Origin of the sequence: Phormidesmis priestleyi ULC007 (assembly GCF_003003695.1) — a bacterium.
Lineage (GTDB): Bacteria > Cyanobacteriota > Cyanobacteriia > Leptolyngbyales > Leptolyngbyaceae > Phormidesmis_A > Phormidesmis_A priestleyi_A.
Genome location: NZ_PVWG01000003.1, coordinates 66,651 through 84,120 on the forward strand (window position 1 = coordinate 66,651; position 17,470 = coordinate 84,120).

At 49.2% G+C, this 17,470-nt stretch carries 18 protein-coding genes; 7 read left to right on the forward strand and 11 right to left on the reverse strand.

What is annotated here, in order from left to right:
• Positions 1-48: 48 nt before the first annotated feature.
• Positions 49-2,298 (forward strand): glycoside hydrolase family 57 protein, encoded by a 2,250-nt coding sequence (locus tag C7B65_RS04285; RefSeq protein ID WP_106253933.1) that lies wholly within the window; start codon positions 49-51, stop codon positions 2,296-2,298.
• Positions 2,299-2,537: 239 nt separating this feature from the next.
• Here the strand turns inward: C7B65_RS04285 and C7B65_RS04290 are convergent, their stop codons facing one another.
• The gene (locus tag C7B65_RS04290) at positions 2,538-3,266 is read right to left on the reverse strand and encodes a Uma2 family endonuclease (RefSeq protein ID WP_317615799.1); all 729 of its coding nucleotides are present in this window, start codon (positions 3,264-3,266) and stop codon (positions 2,538-2,540) included.
• Between the two features lie 60 nt (positions 3,267-3,326).
• Here C7B65_RS04290 and serS point away from each other — a divergent pair, with 60 nt between their 5' ends.
• From serS to rpsN, 4 genes are all read left to right on the forward strand, one after another.
• Positions 3,327-4,607: a serine--tRNA ligase gene (gene serS, locus C7B65_RS04295; RefSeq protein WP_073069817.1), complete on the forward strand. Its 1,281-nt coding sequence runs from the start codon at positions 3,327-3,329 to the stop codon at positions 4,605-4,607.
• Positions 4,608-4,714: 107 nt separating this feature from the next.
• Positions 4,715-5,791, forward strand: a complete 1,077-nt coding sequence (gene rseP / locus C7B65_RS04300) for an RIP metalloprotease RseP (RefSeq protein ID WP_073069818.1) — start codon at positions 4,715-4,717, stop codon at positions 5,789-5,791.
• A complete protein-coding gene (gene nth, locus C7B65_RS04305) occupies positions 5,791-6,483 on the forward strand; it encodes an endonuclease III (protein ID WP_073069819.1) in 693 nt (230 codons plus the stop codon). The genes rseP and nth overlap by 1 nt, the downstream gene beginning before the upstream one ends.
• A 160-nt stretch (positions 6,484-6,643) precedes the next feature.
• Positions 6,644-6,946: a 30S ribosomal protein S14 gene (gene rpsN, locus C7B65_RS04310; protein ID WP_073069820.1), complete on the forward strand. Its 303-nt coding sequence runs from the start codon at positions 6,644-6,646 to the stop codon at positions 6,944-6,946.
• A gap of 93 nt (positions 6,947-7,039) precedes the next feature.
• On the opposite strand, the gene C7B65_RS04315 is transcribed toward rpsN, so the two are convergent.
• Complete coding sequence (locus C7B65_RS04315; protein ID WP_073069821.1) at positions 7,040-7,369, reverse strand: hypothetical protein; 330 nt, start codon at positions 7,367-7,369, stop codon at positions 7,040-7,042.
• Between the two features lie 97 nt (positions 7,370-7,466).
• Between C7B65_RS04315 and aat the strand changes: the two genes are divergently transcribed.
• Positions 7,467-8,045 (forward strand): leucyl/phenylalanyl-tRNA--protein transferase, encoded by a 579-nt coding sequence (gene aat / locus C7B65_RS04320; RefSeq protein ID WP_073069822.1) that lies wholly within the window; start codon positions 7,467-7,469, stop codon positions 8,043-8,045.
• 179 nt (positions 8,046-8,224) lie between these two features.
• On the opposite strand, the gene C7B65_RS04325 is transcribed toward aat, so the two are convergent.
• Positions 8,225-8,644: a Uma2 family endonuclease gene (locus C7B65_RS04325; RefSeq protein WP_073069823.1), complete on the reverse strand. Its 420-nt coding sequence runs from the start codon at positions 8,642-8,644 to the stop codon at positions 8,225-8,227.
• 26 nt (positions 8,645-8,670) lie between these two features.
• Positions 8,671-9,726, reverse strand: coding sequence for a tRNA 2-thiouridine(34) synthase MnmA (gene mnmA, locus C7B65_RS04330; protein WP_073069824.1), 1,056 nt, complete (start codon positions 9,724-9,726; stop codon positions 8,671-8,673).
• Between the two features lie 126 nt (positions 9,727-9,852).
• Here mnmA and C7B65_RS04335 point away from each other — a divergent pair, with 126 nt between their 5' ends.
• Positions 9,853-10,590: an SPOR domain-containing protein gene (locus C7B65_RS04335; protein ID WP_073069825.1), complete on the forward strand. Its 738-nt coding sequence runs from the start codon at positions 9,853-9,855 to the stop codon at positions 10,588-10,590.
• On the opposite strand, the gene C7B65_RS04340 is transcribed toward C7B65_RS04335, so the two are convergent.
• The 7 genes from C7B65_RS04340 to C7B65_RS04365 all read right to left on the reverse strand — a co-directional run bounded on the left by C7B65_RS04340 (position 10,587) and on the right by C7B65_RS04365 (position 17,363).
• A complete protein-coding gene (locus tag C7B65_RS04340; RefSeq protein WP_073069826.1) occupies positions 10,587-11,012 on the reverse strand; it encodes a hypothetical protein in 426 nt (141 codons plus the stop codon). The genes C7B65_RS04335 and C7B65_RS04340 overlap by 4 nt on opposite strands.
• Positions 11,013-11,028: 16 nt before the next feature.
• Positions 11,029-12,402: a GH1 family beta-glucosidase gene (locus tag C7B65_RS04345; RefSeq protein WP_073069827.1), complete on the reverse strand. Its 1,374-nt coding sequence runs from the start codon at positions 12,400-12,402 to the stop codon at positions 11,029-11,031.
• Complete coding sequence (locus C7B65_RS04350; RefSeq protein WP_073069828.1) at positions 12,395-12,592, reverse strand: hypothetical protein; 198 nt, start codon at positions 12,590-12,592, stop codon at positions 12,395-12,397. The genes C7B65_RS04345 and C7B65_RS04350 overlap by 8 nt, the downstream gene beginning before the upstream one ends.
• 590 nt (positions 12,593-13,182) lie before the next feature.
• Positions 13,183-13,518, reverse strand: a complete 336-nt coding sequence (locus C7B65_RS29545) for a TPR end-of-group domain-containing protein (protein ID WP_143162005.1) — start codon at positions 13,516-13,518, stop codon at positions 13,183-13,185.
• Positions 13,415-15,271 (reverse strand): tetratricopeptide repeat protein, encoded by a 1,857-nt coding sequence (locus C7B65_RS29455; RefSeq protein ID WP_143162006.1) that lies wholly within the window; start codon positions 15,269-15,271, stop codon positions 13,415-13,417. Before C7B65_RS29455 ends, C7B65_RS29545 begins: the two co-directional genes overlap by 104 nt.
• Positions 15,272-15,607: 336 nt before the next feature.
• Positions 15,608-16,267 (reverse strand): Uma2 family endonuclease, encoded by a 660-nt coding sequence (locus C7B65_RS04360; RefSeq protein ID WP_073069829.1) that lies wholly within the window; start codon positions 16,265-16,267, stop codon positions 15,608-15,610.
• A gap of 526 nt (positions 16,268-16,793) precedes the next feature.
• The gene (locus C7B65_RS04365) at positions 16,794-17,363 is read right to left on the reverse strand and encodes an HdeD family acid-resistance protein (RefSeq protein ID WP_073069830.1); all 570 of its coding nucleotides are present in this window, start codon (positions 17,361-17,363) and stop codon (positions 16,794-16,796) included.
• Between the last annotated feature and the right edge of the window lie 107 nt (positions 17,364-17,470).

A 17,470-nucleotide genomic window follows, 5' to 3' on the forward strand; every position in this document is an offset into this window, starting at 1 on the left:
TTTGATTTACCTTAGAACACATCACTCAAAACTCACGCCCCAATTCTTATGTCTTATCCTCTGCATGTCGCCTTCATCTGGCACCAACACCAGCCACTTTATAAAAGTAGAGGCGGCGAAGGGTCTTACGCTTCGGAGGGGAAATATCGTCTGCCTTGGGTGCGCCTACACGGGACGAAGGATTATTTAGACCTGGTGCTGTTGCTAGAGAAATATCCTAAGCTGCACCAAACCGTCAACTTAGTGCCCTCGCTGATTCTGCAAATCGAAGATTATGTCGCAGGAACAGCGATCGATCCTTATCTCGCACTAACCTTGACTCCGATCGAGCAACTCAACTCTGAGCAAAAAGCATTTATTGTCGAGCATTTCTTTGATGCCAATCACCACACGCTAATTGATCCCCATCCTCGCTACGCGGAACTGTATGGGCAACGTCAAGATCGAGGTCGAGAGTGGTGTAAAGAAAACTGGAACGCTCACGACTATAGCGATCTGCTGGCATGGCACAACCTGGCGTGGATTGATCCGCTATTTTGGGACGATCCGCAGATCGGGGGATGGTTAGAAAAAGGCAAAGGATTTAGCTTGAGCGATCGCCAGCAAATTATCGCCAAACATCGAGAGATTCTCAGTCGCATTGTGCCGCAGCATCGCCAAATGCAGGAGACGGGACAGCTTGAGGTGATCACATCGCCCTACACGCACCCGATTTTGCCGCTGCTGGCAGACACCAACGCGGGTCGAGTCGCCGTGCCCCAAATGGCACTGCCTGAGCAACGATTCCAGTTTGCAGAAGACATTCCTCGTCATTTAAGTCGGGCCTGGCAGATGTATGAAGAGCGGTTTGGACAAGCGCCTCGCGGGTTGTGGCCTTCTGAGCAGTCGGTGAGTCCGCAAATTCTGCCCTATGTTGCCAAAGAAGGGTTTAAGTGGCTTTGTTCAGATGAAGCCGTTTTGGGATGGTCACTCAAGCACTTCTTTAATCGCGACGAAACTGGCAATGTTTACGATCCTGAAATGCTGTATCGTCCCTATCGGTTGCAGACCCCGGCGGGAGATTTGGCGATCGTGTTCCGAGATCACCGCTTGTCCGACTTGATTGGCTTCACCTACAGCGCGATGGAGCCAAAACGAGCCTCGTCTGATCTGGTCGGACATTTAGAAGCGATCGCGCGATCGCTCAAACAGCGCAATGGAAACGGCACGACGCTAGAACAGCCCTGGTTAGTGACGATCGCCCTCGATGGTGAAAACTGCTGGGAGTTCTATCCGCAAGATGGCAAGCCCTTTTTAGAAACGCTTTATCAAACTCTCAGCAATCATCCCGATCTGAAATTAGTCACTGTTTCTGAATTCACAGAGCAATTTCCGCCGACTGAGACAATCCCATCTGAACAGTTGCATAGCGGCTCTTGGGTCGATGGCAGTTTCACGACGTGGATCGGCGATCCAGCTAAAAACCGCGCCTGGGATTTGCTGACCACCGCTCGTCAAGTGTTAGCAAACCATCCTGAAGCGACTGAAGACGCAAACCCACAGGCGTGGGAAGCACTTTATGCCGCAGAAGGCTCTGACTGGTTTTGGTGGTTTGGCGAAGGGCATTCGTCTAACCAAGATGCCATGTTTGATCAGCTTTTTCGCGAACACTTAGCCGCTCTTTATCAAGCGCTTGACGAACCGATTCCAGAGAATGTGCGCCGTCCGATCGAGATTCATGCTCAACAGGGCGACCATGCACCTCAGGGATTTATTCATCCGATCGTAGACGGGCGCGGCGACGAACAAGACTGGGATAAAGCAGGGCGGATCGAAGTCGGGGGCGCACGGGGCACAATGCACCAAAGCAGCGAGATTCAACGACTTTGGTATGGCTTAGACCACATTAATTTCTATCTCCGCCTCGATTTTCGCGCAGGGGTGCGACCTGGCATCGACTGCCCACCTGAATTGAATTTGTTCTGGTTTTACGCCAATCAAACGATGCGAAACAGCCCGATTCCGCTGGTGGATCTGCCCGATGAAGCCCCCTTAAACTATCAATTCCATCACCATTTGGGAGTTAACCTTTTGACTCAAACCGTTTGGCTTCAGGAAGCAGCCGATAATTTTCGCTGGTCATCTCGCGCCACTCGTGCCCAAATCGGACTCGATAAATGTCTAGAAATTAGTATTCCTTGGGCAGATTTGCAGGTACACCCTGACTATGCGCTCCGAATGGTTGCCGTGTTGTCAGACGGCGGGCGCTATCGGCAATATTTACCAGAGAACGCGCTGATCCCAATTTCGGTTCCTTAGGATCGTGGATTAAATAACCTGTAAAAGTCCTCTGATTTGTCATTGCCGAGACTTTTGCCCCCTAAATCCCCCACGAGTGGGGGACTTTGAAACTGGAGTCTTGGCTCAAAGTCCCCCAGAATGGGGGATTTAGGGGGCTGAAGCCGACCCAAACGCAACGACAATTTGTGTACACCGTAGCTTATTAGGGAGAGGGCGAGAAGTTACACCTTAATAAATCCACGTTCCTTAGACGTTTGTCAGAGCAAGTCTGGATCGATTCCCATTTCTTTTAATTTGGCGGCAAGACGCTGGGCAACTTCTTCGGGGCTGGGGAGGCGGTTTCCTTGAGGGTCATACCAATAGAGCCACTCTCTTGCCCAGCCCCGATAACTGCCTTGTTCTCTGCCGATCGCTAGTCCCATTTCAGGAATCCAAACAGGATCACCTGGTTGCAGTACATAGTCTTTGTCAATCAAACGATAAACTTCTAGGGGTTCATAGCGATCGCGTTGACTATATTCAGGGTTATAAACTACGTAATACAACACACCCATTCGGGCATAGTCTACTTTTTTCGTGTCATATTCATTTCCATAGGTCTTAGAAACAAACTCTAGAACCAGTAGGGGAACAACATTGTTTTCTTCCCAAACCACGTAACTCAAGCGACCTTTAGGGCTTTTGACCCGATCGACTCCCAAGCTCAAAAAACCATCTGGCACGATCGCGGGCGCTTTGGGTATGTAATAAATTCCTAAATTAATTCCCCAAAACCAATCGGTTCGTTTTTGCCAATACCAGGTCAAAATTGCTGCTAAAAGGCTAGGGACTAAAATTTGAAGTTCACTATCCACAGGGGTATGGTCAGTTTCGGGCAGATCTTCAGCCGATGGTAGTTGTAACGGGTTGTGCTGTAGCATGACAGCCCTCACAGTTAGCGTGGTGTCTTCTATTTTAAGCGAGTGAAGCGCGATGGCTGATTTCATCGTCTCGTCTGCAAGGTATCCTAATTTATGGGCAAAACCAACCTCAATTGAGAAAGATCTGTGCTTGACCTGAAGCTAATTCGCGAAAATCCAGCATTCGTTCAAGAGAAACTTAACCAGCGTGGCGGCGGTTATGATATTCAGCCGATCGTGCAGTTTGACCAGCAGCAGCGAGAACTAGAGAAAACGCGATCGACGCTTCAGGCACGCAGCAACGAAATCGGTAAACTAGTCGGACAAAAGATCAAATCGGGCAGCGATCCAAAAGGTGAAGAGATTCAAGCCCTGCGGGATGAAGGCAACCAGATCAAAGCTGAGTTGGGCGAATCGGAGCCGCAAGAAAAAGACCTGAAGGCGCAGATTGAGACGCTGTTGTTAACGTTGCCCAATCTGCCCGGTGACACGACTCCGATCGGCAAAGATGAAACCGAAAATGTAGAAGTTCGGCGGTGGGGCGATGAGTTTAAGCCGCAAGGTGGAAATTTTCTACCCCACTATGAGATTGGCGAAAAGCTCGGCATTCTGAACACCGAACGGGCAACAAAAGTCGCTCAAACTCGATTTGTGGCATTGTTTGGAGCAGGTGCGGCGCTAGAGCGGGCGTTGATTCAGTTTATGCTCGATCGTCAAATCGCAGCAGGCTACCTCGAAGTTTTGCCGCCGTTTTTAATCAATACTCAATCCCTGATCGCTACAGGACAGTTACCCAAATTTGCGGAAGAGAGCTTTAAGTGCAGCGACGACGATCTGTGGTTAGCACCTACGGCTGAAGTGCCCGTCACAAATCTTTATCGAGATGATGTTTTGGCGGCGGACAGTTTACCAATTCATCACTGTGCCTATACGCCCTGCTTTCGACGTGAGGCTGGCAGCTATGGCAGAGATACCCGTGGGCTGATTCGACTGCACCAATTTAATAAAGTGGAATTGGTTAAAATCGTTCATCCCAGCACGTCTGGGCAGGAGCATCAAGCGTTAGTGCAGAATGCGGAGGCGATTCTTGAGGCGTTGAAGTTGCCTTATCGGACGATCGAGCTTTGTACCGGAGATCTAGGTTTTGGCGCTGCAAAATGCTACGACTTAGAAGTTTGGCTACCTTCGACTGGCACTTATCGCGAGATTTCAAGTTGCTCAAACTTTTTCGATTTTCAAGCCCGACGCGGCAATATTCGTTTTAAAGAAGCCGGACAAAAAGGAACGCAGTTTGTCCACACGCTGAATGGTTCAGGGTTAGCGGTGGGTCGGACAATGGCAGCCGTTTTAGAAAACTATCAGCAGCCCGACGGGACAGTTCGACTACCCGACGTGTTGCAGCCTTATTTGAAGCGCCAAACCTTGTGATTTCTTTCTCCTTCTTTGGGATCAATTCTGGAGTGAAGTTTTGTGACGACCCAGCTTGCACTCTAGAATAGAGAGATGTCTTCATCGGAGCTTACAGGTCTTAGCCTATGTCAGTTTTGGCTGTTGTTGCCCTTCTCGCAGTCCTGATCTTCGTACACGAACTGGGTCACTTCCTGGCTGCGCGACTTCAGGGAATCTATGCAAATCGCTTCTCGATCGGATTTGGCCCCATTTTGTGGAAATATCAGGGATCGCAAACCGAATATGCGCTTCGTGCCTTGCCCTTGGGCGGGTTTGTGGGCTTTCCTGATGACGATCCTGATAGCAAAATTCCGCCCAACGACCCAAATTTGCTGCGAAATCGTCCGGTGTTAGATCGGGCGATCGTGATCAGTGCGGGTGTAATCTCAAATCTCTTGTTTGCTTATCTTGTGCTGGTAACTCAACTGGCGATTGTCGGCTTGCCCACTAGTTTTAACTATCAAGCGGGCGTAATTGTGCCGCAAGTGGTGTCTAAAGATGCCGTCGCAGCCCAAGCGGGGGTGAAAGACGGTGATTTGATTGTTGCGGTGAATGGTCAGACGCTAGAAGCTTCAGCGAAGGCGACTGATAGTTTGCGTCAAGCGATCGAATCAAATCCTGGCAAGCCCATTCAGCTACAAATTCAGCGTCAGGGAGAGCCTGTTTCGCTGACCGTTACGCCTAAAGCCGATGACAAAGGAAAAGGTCGGATTGGTGTGCAGCTTCGACCGAATGGTCAAACGGTCTATCAGCGTCCGAGCAATCTTTTGAGCATTTTTGGCATCGCTGCCGAAGAGTTTCAGCGCATCGTGGTGCTGACGGTGCAAGGGTTTGGACAGTTGGTTAGCAACTTTAGCAAGACCGCAGAACAGGTAGCGGGCCCGGTGGCGATCGTCGCGACGGGTGCCAAAATCGCTCAAGCCGATTCTGCTAGCTTGTTTAATTTTGCCGCTCTAATCAGCATTAATTTGGCAGTCATTAACATCCTGCCTTTACCCGCTCTCGACGGCGGTCAGCTTGCCTTTTTGCTCATCGAAGGCCTGCGCGGAAAGCCTGTTCCGACTCGCATTCAAGATGGCGTAATGCAAACTGGATTGGTGCTGTTGCTGAGTTTGGGCGTTTTTCTGATCATTCGAGACACCGTTAATCTGATTCCGCAGTAGTGAGTATTACGCGCAAGATTTCTGCAAAAAAACAGCGTGCATTGGAGATTCTGATTCGCCTCAAGCGTCTCTACCCCGAAGCTCCTTGCACGTTGGATTATGAAACGCCCGTTCAACTGATGGTGGCGACGATTCTGTCGGCTCAATGCACTGATGCGAGAGTCAATTTAGTCACGCCAGAGCTATTTCGGAGATTTCCAGATGCGGCAGCGTTGGCAGGGGCAGACGTGGCAGAGCTTGAAAATCTAGTGCGCTCTACGGGTTTTTATCGCAACAAGGCGAAGAATATCCAAGCCGCGTGTCAGATGATCATGACTGAGTTTGGCGGTCAAGTGCCCAGAATGATGGAAGACTTGCTCAAGCTTCCGGGTGTGGCTCGCAAAACGGCTAATGTGGTGTCTGCTCACGCCTATGGCGTAAATTTGGGGGTCACGGTCGATACTCATGTCAAGCGACTGACTTATCGCCTCGGACTCACTAAAAACACCGATCCCGTTAAAATTGAGCGAGATTTGATGAAACTAATTGCTCAACCTGAGTGGGAAAATTGGTCAATTCGGCTGATCTATCACGGTCGCGCAACTTGCATGGCCAGAAATCCGCAGTGCGATCGCTGTGAGCTTGCTGATCTCTGCCCCTCGGCAAACTTGTCTGAAAAACCGACGCTAGAAGCAACTAGCCCAGTTTTGTAAGGGCATGGCACGGCCGTGCCCATTAGCTTTGCCAGTAACCAATATTATTTAATCCGCGATCCTTGGCGCGATCGCAGCAGGAATCTCAAATCTATTTTGCCACTCGCTCGATCAATTCGGTAGAATGAGAGGCACTGTCTTTAAAAGGGTCAAAATCTTCATGGCTAAGAAGAGCATGATTGAGCGGGCTAAAAAACGCCAAGAAACGGTGGACAAATATGCTGAACAGAGAGCAGAGCTGAAAGAGCAGTTCGCAAAAGCGACGACTCAACAGCAAAAGCTGGCAATCCATCGTCAAATTCAGCAATTGCCTCGCAACAGTGCTCGTGTGCGGGTGCGGAAGATTTGCTGGGTCACGGGTCGTGCTAGAGGCGTATATAGCGACTTTGGTCTGTCTCGCCACGTCTTTCGTGAAATGGCCCACCAAGGGCTTTTGCCAGGTGTGGTTAAGTCAAGCTGGTAGAAAAGTTTTGAGTTACGAATTTTGAGTTTTGAGTTAGAAATGCTGATTGACTCAATACTCAAAATTCAACGCTCAAAGCTTTTTTATTGGTTTTTATTGCCCACAACAGCGATCGATGCCTAAACTATCTAGCAGAATGTCACTGACTGCATTGGCGACCGCGAACTCGCTATAAAAACTTTGAGAAAAATCAAAGGCTTGCATTTCTGAAATGATCGCAAGCACCAATGAGCCTAAATCATTCTCGTCTTCCATGCGCTGCCGCACGTAAATTTGAGCAGCCCTTTGCGCGATCGTGTGATTAATCGCTTCTGGCAAAAATTCTTGATCTAGCCATTTGTGTAAGTTTCGCTGTAGCCACTCTCCTTCTTGCACTGGATTAGTGGCTGCGGGTAGCGTGATCGGTGGGATGGGTTCAACCATTTGCTATGACACCTGCAACGATCAACGAAACTATCCAAACTATACACTCATCGCTTTGTCATTGGTCACTCTCGCAACTCATCGAAAATAACCCTTTATGCAAATCGATGTGCCATCCATTATTGAAGGATATGCCCAGGGTTATTTTTTAATGGCAGATGAGTCGGGGCACGATTTGGACTGGTATTCGAGTCGAGAACGGACGTTAATTCCGCTGGATGGGCGGTTTCGCTATCCACGATCGCTGCAACGAGTTTTAAACCAAGACCGCTTTACGACTGCGGTGAGTCGAGACTTTAAAGCGGTGGTGGAGGGATGCGCCGATCGCGAAACCACCTGGATTTCTGAGGAGCTTAAACAAGTCTATTGGGCACTGCATCACGCAGGGTGGGCACACAGTTTTGAAACCTGGCAAGGCGACCAACTTGCAGGCGGCATTCTAGGCATTGTGATTCGCGGCGCTTTCATTGGGGAGTCAATGTTTTTTAAGATTCCAGACGGCTCGAAGGTGGCAATGGTCAAACTCGTCGAGCGGCTGCGAAACCGAAAGTTTGTGCTGTTTGATGCTCAAATGACGAACCCGCACTTAGAGCGATTTGGGTCGTATGTAATCAACAATCGCCTCTACAAAGATTTGTTGAGACAAGCTTTAGAGCGCAACTGCTCACTTGAGTAGTGCGATTAAGGATCGGGAATTAAATAACCTGTAATTTTTGACGAGCTTTGTTCATAGCCTCACTCGCCCGGAAATCAATTTCCAGGCTAACAGCGAAAGTCCTCTGAACAGGACTGGAAGAGAAAGGCTAGACCTCAGTCCGTTTCAACGGACTTTCGCTATTAGCCCGAACTTCTAGTTCAGGGCGGACAAGCACCGCAGCGAAGAGCACTGAACCTTAGCGTTGAATCAGCAATTTCGATTAACAAGAAAACTTCATCCGGTGCAGGATGATGGTTGAAATAAGCCCGACGATCGACCTGCACAACTGCAATATCCGGTTCGGGTTCAGAATTGGGACGAATCGTGATGGGTAATGGATTGCGAATAAAGGCGCGATCGCCCAACAAACGCGTCAGATAATTTCCTGCCCATTGAGTCGTCGAAGCGTGAGGAGGATTTTGAGGACTCATCTGAATAATTTTTCCTTCTAGCAATTCAACCTTATCGTCTGTGGTGAGAATTCCCGCCTCAATCATGCAGTGATATTCATCAACGCTCCACAGACGCAACGGAATTGCTGGGATTGTTGACCCAACAAACGCTTCAGTCTGGGCCATGCTGCTATCCCTCCGGTTGATACTTTTTAAGGTTGCCGCTCAATGATGCCGCCGCCGAGCAACACCTCTCCGTCATACCAAACGGCGGCTTGACCGGGCGTGATGCTGAACTGGGGGTCATCAAACACAATTCGCACACGAGAATCTTCGATCGGAATCACCGTCGCAGGCACCGCAGAAGACCGATATCGAATCTGAACTTCGGCATGAATTGGGGTCGTGGGTGCCGCAATCGAAACCCAGTTGACGCGCTGTACCGTGCAACCTGGATCTTGAGCTTCAGAGCGATCGCCCACAACGACCCGATTTCGTCCGGGGTCGAGTTCGAGGACATAAAGCGGTTCGCTGTGGGCGATGCCGAGTCCTTTGCGTTGTCCGATCGTGTAGTGATGAACGCCTTCATGTTGACCCAAAACGGTTCCCGATCGATCCACAATGTCGCCCGTTTGGGGCGTGATGTATTGGTCGAGAAACGCCCGCATCGAGCCGTTTGCCTCAACCAGACAAAGATCTTGGCTTTCGGGCTTGTCGGCAGTGTGCAAGCCAAACTCAGCCGCAATGCGTCGCGTCTCAGTTTTGGGCTGTTCGCCCAACGGAAAGATGACTTGAGAGAGAATATCTTGCTCCAAGTCGTAGAGGAAATAGGACTGGTCTTTGCTGCGATCGACGGCGCGAAGTAATTGATAGCGTCCTGTCTGCTCGTCGTAACGAGTTCGGGCATAGTGACCTGTGGCGATCGTATCGATGCCCAATTGCTCACGCGCATAGTTCAGCATTGGCGTAAATTTGACCGCCTTGTTGCACTGAGAACACGGGAGCGGCGTAATGCCATCGCTGTAGCCAGACACCAGATAATCGACAATGTTTTCTTGAAAGCGATCGCGACTATCCACGATGTGGTGGGGAATGCCTAAAAAGTCGCAAAGTTTGGCAGCGTCTACCATGCCTTCTGAGCAGCACTGACCCTTGCCCTTCATCAACCAAAGGGTTACGCCAACGACATCATAGCCTTGATGATGGAGAGCGGCTGCGGCAACTGAGCTATCGACTCCGCCGGAGAGTCCTACCACAACTTTGTTCATGGAATGAAATATGGAAAATTAAATTCTCTTATAGGCTAACACCTCAGCCTCTATCCTTTCTGCTTCTGCGATCGTGGGTTTGTGTTAATATGACCGGAAAATTTTGCAGCCGAGGGGTTAATCTACATGACTTGCGTTTCGCCCAGTGTTTCTCGCCAAAATCGATGGAAAAGAATCCAACGCTCGGTCTCATTTATCGTATTGGGAGGATGCTTATCTGGGTTGATCGCCCCGATCGCGGCGGCTCAGTCTCCTGGTTTTCCCTTACCGCCTGCACCGCCTGCGACTCCTGTGCCTCCGCAGACATTGCCGACTCTGCCAGTTGAGGGTACGCCGCTTCCCAGCGATCGGGTTTTTCAGGCACCGATCAATCAGCAGCCAGTTCCGATCGCCGCTCCGAGCAATCGTCCGCAATATCGAGTGTTTGTGAATGGTGACAGCGCTCTGTTGTTGCAGCAAGTCAGACGAGTAGAGCCACAGGCATTTATTCAACAATATGGGGGGCGGCAGGTGATTCAGGCGGGTGTTTTTAGCACTGAGGCAAATGCGCGTCAGCAGACCGAAGCTTTAGCGGCGCAGGGAATTGCGAGCGAGATCAGCACCTCTAATATGGGATCGCTACCCGGCGGAAACAGCGCTAGAGGCTATTATGTGGTTGTCCCAGAAGGTCGATCGGACTTGAATGACTTGCGCGATCGGACGATTCGATTAGGGGTTCAACAAAACTCGATTCAACTGCGAGATCGTCCGTTAGGCCCGCATTTGGCAGTGGGCCCGTTTGCCCAGCGCCAGCAGGCTGAGACGATGGAACGCTATCTGAGAGACAAGGGGAACTTAGATGCGCGGATCGTTTTCGATCGCTAGGTAAATTGCCCCAGCGTCCATCCCAGCCCTAAGCCAATCCATGAGGTCACGGTGAGCAGAGTGCAAGTCTGGACGTTGTTGAATTCTGCGGTGAGGAGGTCAATTCGGGCTAACGCTTCGGCAGAAAGAATCAGGATAATCGGCATGAAGAGCTTGAGCCAGTTGAGCACGATCGACGCGAAGGCGGCTGCAACAATGAGCGCACAAAACGCCACCGTATCAGAAGTAAACCATCGCGAAACCAAGTGGCTCAGGCCCGTCAGTAGGTTGATAAACATTAGGGCCAGCACCAACGCCCACGCGATCGCAAAGGCAAATGCTGCCCAAGAGTGAGTGGTTGATGCCAGGAGATTGCCAAACGTGATGTGGGCTGCTAGCAGCAGGGCGAGAGACACCCAGGGAAGTTTTTTAGGAGCAACCATGAGAACTGGATTTGAACTAAACGACTCGATTTTGGCGGATGCACTCAGCGTACCAGTGGTAGCTGGCTTTGGGAATGCGCTTTTGGGTGCGGTAATCGATGTAGATGATGCCAAATCGCCGATCGAACCCCCACGACCACTCAAAATTATCCATTAAACTCCAGACAAAATAACCGCGAACCGGATAGCCTTCGTCAACTGCACGATGAACGGTTTTGAGATATTGACGAAGATAAAGAATGCGATCGCTGTCGATCACTTCTCCCGATCGAGTCACTTCGTCCTGAGCAGCACAGCCGTTTTCGGTGATGTAAACCGGGAGATCAGGGCGATCTAACGTCTCACTAACATGACGAATTCCCCAATAAAGACTTTCTGGCACAATCTGCAACCACGGCATGTGCATCGCTGGATAGCCTTTTGGAAAATCAATCCACTCACAGCCTTGAGAATTATTTGCAGCCCGGATGTAAGCACCCGTGTAAATGTTTAACCCTAAAGAATCGATCGGCTGATGAATGGTATCTAAATCCCCAACTTGAATATCAGGGGCATCGTTGCCCAACTGGTCTAGCAATTGCGAACTATATTCACCCGTAATGGCAGGATAAATGATTCCACCATTGCCGCAGTGATAGGGAAAGGCATTTTTAGCCGCCTCGATGTCATCCGCCGACTCGGTTAGAGGAACGGTGATGCCGGGGTTATCCACCAGCGAAATCAAACAGGGAACCGGAGACACAGCCCGAATTGCCTGACAGCCCAATCCATGAGCCAATAACGCATGATGGGAGGTTTGCCAAACTTGTTTTTTAGACTTTACCCGCGTTCCGGGGGCGTGTTTTGGCGTTTGGTTTACGTCATAGCTCATGTGCGTAAAGCAAGAGATTTCGTTCAGCGTCATCCAGTTTGTGATGCGATCACCCAATCGGCTCACCACTGCCGTCACATAATCGGCAAAATCCTGCGCCATTTCTCGACTTTGCCACGAGCCATATCGGTCTTCTAGCGCTTGAGGGCTATCCCAATGAAATAAGGTGGCGTGGGGTGTGATGTCATAGGATCGGAGACAATCCACCAATCTGCTGTAGAAGTCAATGCCCGCCTCGTTTACCGCACCGCGACCATCGGGAATGATGCGACACCAGGAGATGCTAAAGCGATAGTGTTTAATGCCCAACGCTGCCATCAGTTGGATGTCTTGCTCGTAGCGATGGTAGTGGTCACAGGCGATCGCGCCCGTGTCTCTGTTGAGGGTGCGTCCTCGTTTGGCGCTAAAGGTGTCCCACACGCTAGGTTTGCGTCCGTCTTCTTTGACGGCTCCCTCGATTTGATAGGCGGCAGTTGCAGCACCCCACTCAAACGTTTCTGGAAATTGATAGCTAGACATCGTTTGAGGTTTTTTGGAGAGCAACACGACTGATGAAAATTAACAGAATGGTGAGGCTAGGCAAGAGAATCGCGCTGAGGACGATCGGAGTTGTGGGCGCGATCGTCACCAGCGGGGCAGCGTATTTGATGAGGAGAGAGAGGGCGATCGAGAGTAGCAAAACCTTGAGAATGAAAATAAAGCTATCCATACAGGCGATGGGTCAAATGATTAATCTTAGGTTAACGTCAGTTTGACAGAAGTGATTGGCCACGATTGTGAATCCGGGAAGCCCCCTAAATCCCCCAGAATGGGGGATTTAGGGGGCTGAAGCCGCTCAAAACGAAACGAAAAGCCTCGTGGTCGAACTCACGTTAGGTTAAGGCAAAAAACCAGCGTTGCTGAATCTGGCTCTGAGTTGCCCCCAGTTGACTTTAATGAGTCTTCACAAAGAAGTCAAAACTAGGCGACGAAGAGGCACAGATACCATTACTTCAGCATGACGGGTCAATACGCTCTCGCGATGGGTTGATACGTTCTCTTGACAGGCTAATAAGTCCTCTCAATGATTTGATTCAGTCTCTCAACGACTTAATGCGTTCTCTTGACAGGTTAATACGTTCTCTCGATGAGGCAACTTGTTCTCTCAATGGGTCAGTATGTTCTCTTGACCGGGTGAAACCGCGATCGGCTCATCTCAAAATCCCTCTGGAATCTGAATTGTTTAAGAGATTGATTTTGTTTGTGTGAGGGCAAATTCATCGATTCACATTCCCAACTCAGCAACGCCAAAAAACCTTCTTAAGTTGGGCTTTCTAACAACGCTTGGAAAAGAGCGTTTCCTCGAATAGTGTCAAAATCTGCATCTGATTTTGCGTTTTCTCGTACTCTAGGATCGAGTGCAATTGCTTGGGCTAAAGATTCGATCGCGAGTGCAACATTGTTTTGTAGTGCATAACATTTGGCTTTGTTGTAGAGAGCAAAGGCATTCTCTGGTTCAATCTTGAGGACTCGATCGTAGCTAATAATAGCGTCATCGTAACGCCCTAATCTTTGCAGAATTAAACCTCGATTGAACCAGGCTGCATGTTTGTCTGGTTTGGATGGCTTTGTCATAACTCGCGATTGCCTCGTCATATTTCTGTAAGTTGGCAAGACTACTGCCCCGTCCATACCAGGCTTCATGGGAGTCAGATTTGAACTCGATGGCTTTGTCATAACTCGCGATTGCCTCGTCATATCTCTGTAAGTTGTCAAGACTTATGCCCCGGTTAGTCCAGGCTTCATGGGAGTCAGATTTGAACTCGATGGCTTTGTCATAACTCGCAGCCGATTCGCGGTAGCGGTTTAAGAAAGACAATACATTCCCCTGAACATAGAAGGTTGTGAAGAGAAAATCCTTCACCCACACCCATTGAGCCTCTTCGAGATCAGCGTCAGACTTTAGCGTCAGTTGCTCTAACGGGTGAGCAATCTCTAGCACTCTATTTAGGCAGCTAAGACTCTGTTGATATCGCTCTAGCCCATAGAGTGCAAAAGCAAAACCCTGCAACGAAAACATCATTTTTCCAGGCTGCCGCTGACTGAGTTGCAATAGAAGCCGAGTTAATCGCGGAATCCACTCACCCACCTCAACCGAATAGCCTTTCCCTTCGATTTGCCCATCGCGAGGTTCTAAAATGCCTTTCCTAATCAGATAAGGCAACGCTTCATGAATCCGCCGTTTCCACTGCCACTGTTGCCAAACCGTTCCTCCCAGCATTAGATGCGCTGTAGACACAATCACAAATTCTTTTAGCTCCACATTCAGGCTCCGCAGCAAATCTACCGCATCATAGATAGGCACCGCTCCCACATGCTGTTTGACCACTTCTTGATATTGCTTCTCCCAAGACCCTCTCACGGTGCCCTGATAGTTTTGCGGGGTTAGCGGCAAGCTCTGATCTTTCATCCTCTGCAAATTCAGCACGACATTTTTGAAGGTGCGATCGTTCTTCCGCGCCAATGCTGGAAAATTTTCTGGCGTTGATTGAATGCCCTCAATATTAGGAGTGATTTGCTCAAACAGTTGAATGATCGTCTCATCTTCAACCTCATCCATTTCATAAGCCTCAAATCGCTGCCATAGCTGCGGATACTTAGACCACGCTAATTTATCAAATTCACTAAGTTTGTCAGGTTTGTCAGGTTTGTCAGGTTTGTCAGGTTTGTCAGGAGTCAGAGAATCTGGTTCATTCCTGGCGATCGCTAATACGCGAAGGCGATCGGCTCCGACAAACCGCTCATAAGCCTCTAGGGTTCGCAGAAGCCGCTCTTGTAAAGGAACAATGGCAGGTTGCATCGGGTCGTCAACTTTAGGCGATTTGCGATCGCGCCCTTGCTCCATCTGCGAGTGCAAATCGTCTAAGAAAAACAAAATTTGCCGATTAGTCCCTAATTTGCTTTCGGGTAGTTCATTAGGTGCATCTAACCACCCCTCAGACCTCAGCCTCAAAACCGTCCATCCTTGCCGACTCATCCGTTCTACAACCTCTGCGGCTTCCCGTGTTTTGCCAAGTCCGCTCCGCCCCAAAATCAAAACCCAGCCGCGATCGTCTAGCAGTTTCCGAAGGTCTTCCCCAATATTTCGCCCTGCAACGCGTTGTTGGTAAGGAATATTATGATCAGCGAGTTCATCCGTGCGCCCTTCAACCATTAATCTCTGTAGGGCGACTTCATTCGGCTTGAAAACCTCAAACGGGAACTGATCCAACGAAACAAGCTGTTTACGCTGTTGTTGACGAAACCACCAAGCAAACTTGCCGATCGCCAATAATATTCCTGAGCCAAACACAAAGCCAATAAGGTCTTTGTTCGCAGTGAAGAATTGCAGGATGGGGCTTAAATCCACAAGTTCAACCCAGAATATTTTAGGATTAAAAATAATTATAACCTTCGTCTCAAACTCTTCTAGTCTTCGCGTTGTGTTTAATTCGATGGCTATAGGCTCAAGATCTAACGTTAAGGAGCGTGGATTTATTAAGGTGCAACTTCTCGTACTCAACTAGAGTGTATATCAGTTCGTTGATGGCTCCGTTTGAGTCGGCTGGTGCCCCCTAAATCCCCCATTCTGGGGGACTTTGAAACCGGGAATCTTGGCTCAAAGTCCCCCAGAATGGGGGATTTAGGGGGCGAAGATCTCAGCCATGACAAATCAAGAGATTTGATTACAAGATTGACAGGTTATTTAATCCACGCTCCTAAGCAGGTCTATCTGCTCTTTAACCCACTGACGAAATGCTTTTAGCGCTTTGTTTCTGCCAACAATTTTGCTCTCCCTCAAATATCGTGGGATCGCCTCGCTCAACGGCAAATTTGGAAAGATTGAGCTTTCTGGTGACTCTTCATAGCGATCTTGCCGCAAAATGTTGATTTGCAGATTTCCATTCTCAAACCGCCATAGCTCAGGCACCTTCAATGCTGCGTAAATGCTGCGGTGAGTTCGAGAAGTCACATCAATTTCGAGGGCTAAATCGGGGGGAGGGTCGATCGAGAGATCCAGTCGCTTCTTACCTCGAATGGCTGGCTCATTCTGAATATAAAAGCACTGGTCAGGCTCAATTCCTTTCAGCATCCCTTCACTTTTATAGGTGGTAGAACCCAAACTCCGAAACTCAATGTCTAATTCTTCTAAAAGGTCTTTGATCAAATCCCCGATAATTTCTTTATTATCTTCATGTTCGGGCAGAGGAGCCATGATTTCTAGCAGTCCATTCTCATAAGCGATCCGAGCGGCACGATGTTCGCCTAGCTCCTCTAGAACTCTTTCAAATTCCTGCCACGTAATGTCTTGCAGCACCACTCGTTGCCCTGGTGGAATTTGAATTCGACTGAGTTCCAATAGCATTTTCTACCTTAGATAAACGTGAGTTCGACGAGTTTTTTCGCTTCGTTCTCAGCGGCTTCTGCCCCCTAAATCCCCCAATTTGGGGGACTTCAAGCCAAAATTTCTGGTTCAAAGCTCCCCAATTTTGGGGGATTTAGGGGGCTTCCCGAATTCATCATCGGAGTGAACCACTTCTATCTAACTCACGTTAGATAAATGGCTGATCCTATTCTAGAAGTAGATACAACAGAAAGCCCGATCGCTGAGATTCTCCTGACAGCGATCGAGCGATTTAGTTCAGATTTCGCGAGTATCTAAGAGGATGTTTGAAAAGTCTCCGTTGAGCGCCTAGCCCGCCCTGAACTGAAAGTTCGGGCTAACGGTGCGAAGTCCTCTGAAGAGGACTGGGAGAGAAATGGTCGTTTCAGTCCGGTTCAACGGACTTCGCACCGTTAGCCCCGTTGCCGAAGGCACTTGCGAAGCAACCTCCAATCCGGGGCGGGACAGCAACGCAGCAAAGAGATTTTCTATACTTTTCAAACGTCCTCTAAGCCGAAGTCACCGTCGGTTGGCTTTCATCAACATGAGGATTCAATGCTAAACCCACCCGTGAAATGCCCGTAAACAGAATGCTTGCTCCGACCAACGTACCTAACAGCCAGGGTGCATCAAACGGGAACTGAAACCAAATCATGCCGCCTAACAGTAGCGTAACAATGCCATTACCCAATACCCAAGTCCAGTTGGGTTGCGGACGGAGCCGGAACGCCAAAATTAGCTCAAACACGCCTTCACTGAGCAAGAAGCTACCCAACAAGATGGTCAATGTCAAAATGCCAGTTAGGGGAGAAACGAACAACATAATCCCCGTTCCGATATAGAGGAGGCTTAACAATAGCTTCCAAATAAAGCCGCCTTCTTGACGAGTTTGAAAGGCATATCCCACCTTGGCAAAACCTGCCGAGAGCAGGATCAGCGCAATCCAGGTTTCAGTGACGATCGTCGAAACTCTTGGCACCAAGATTCCAGCCAATCCGATCACAATTAAGAGAATACCAATCCAAATTGACGGATTTTTGCCCGGTTGGGTGGTGTCGGGTGAAACATTGGTAGTCATATAAGACTTTTCCTATACCTGTGTGAATTTCACCTTTAGACTAGGAAACTTCTGATCAGTTAAGTAGCTCCTTAAGACAGAACTGCGATCGTAAGTGATCAGACTTT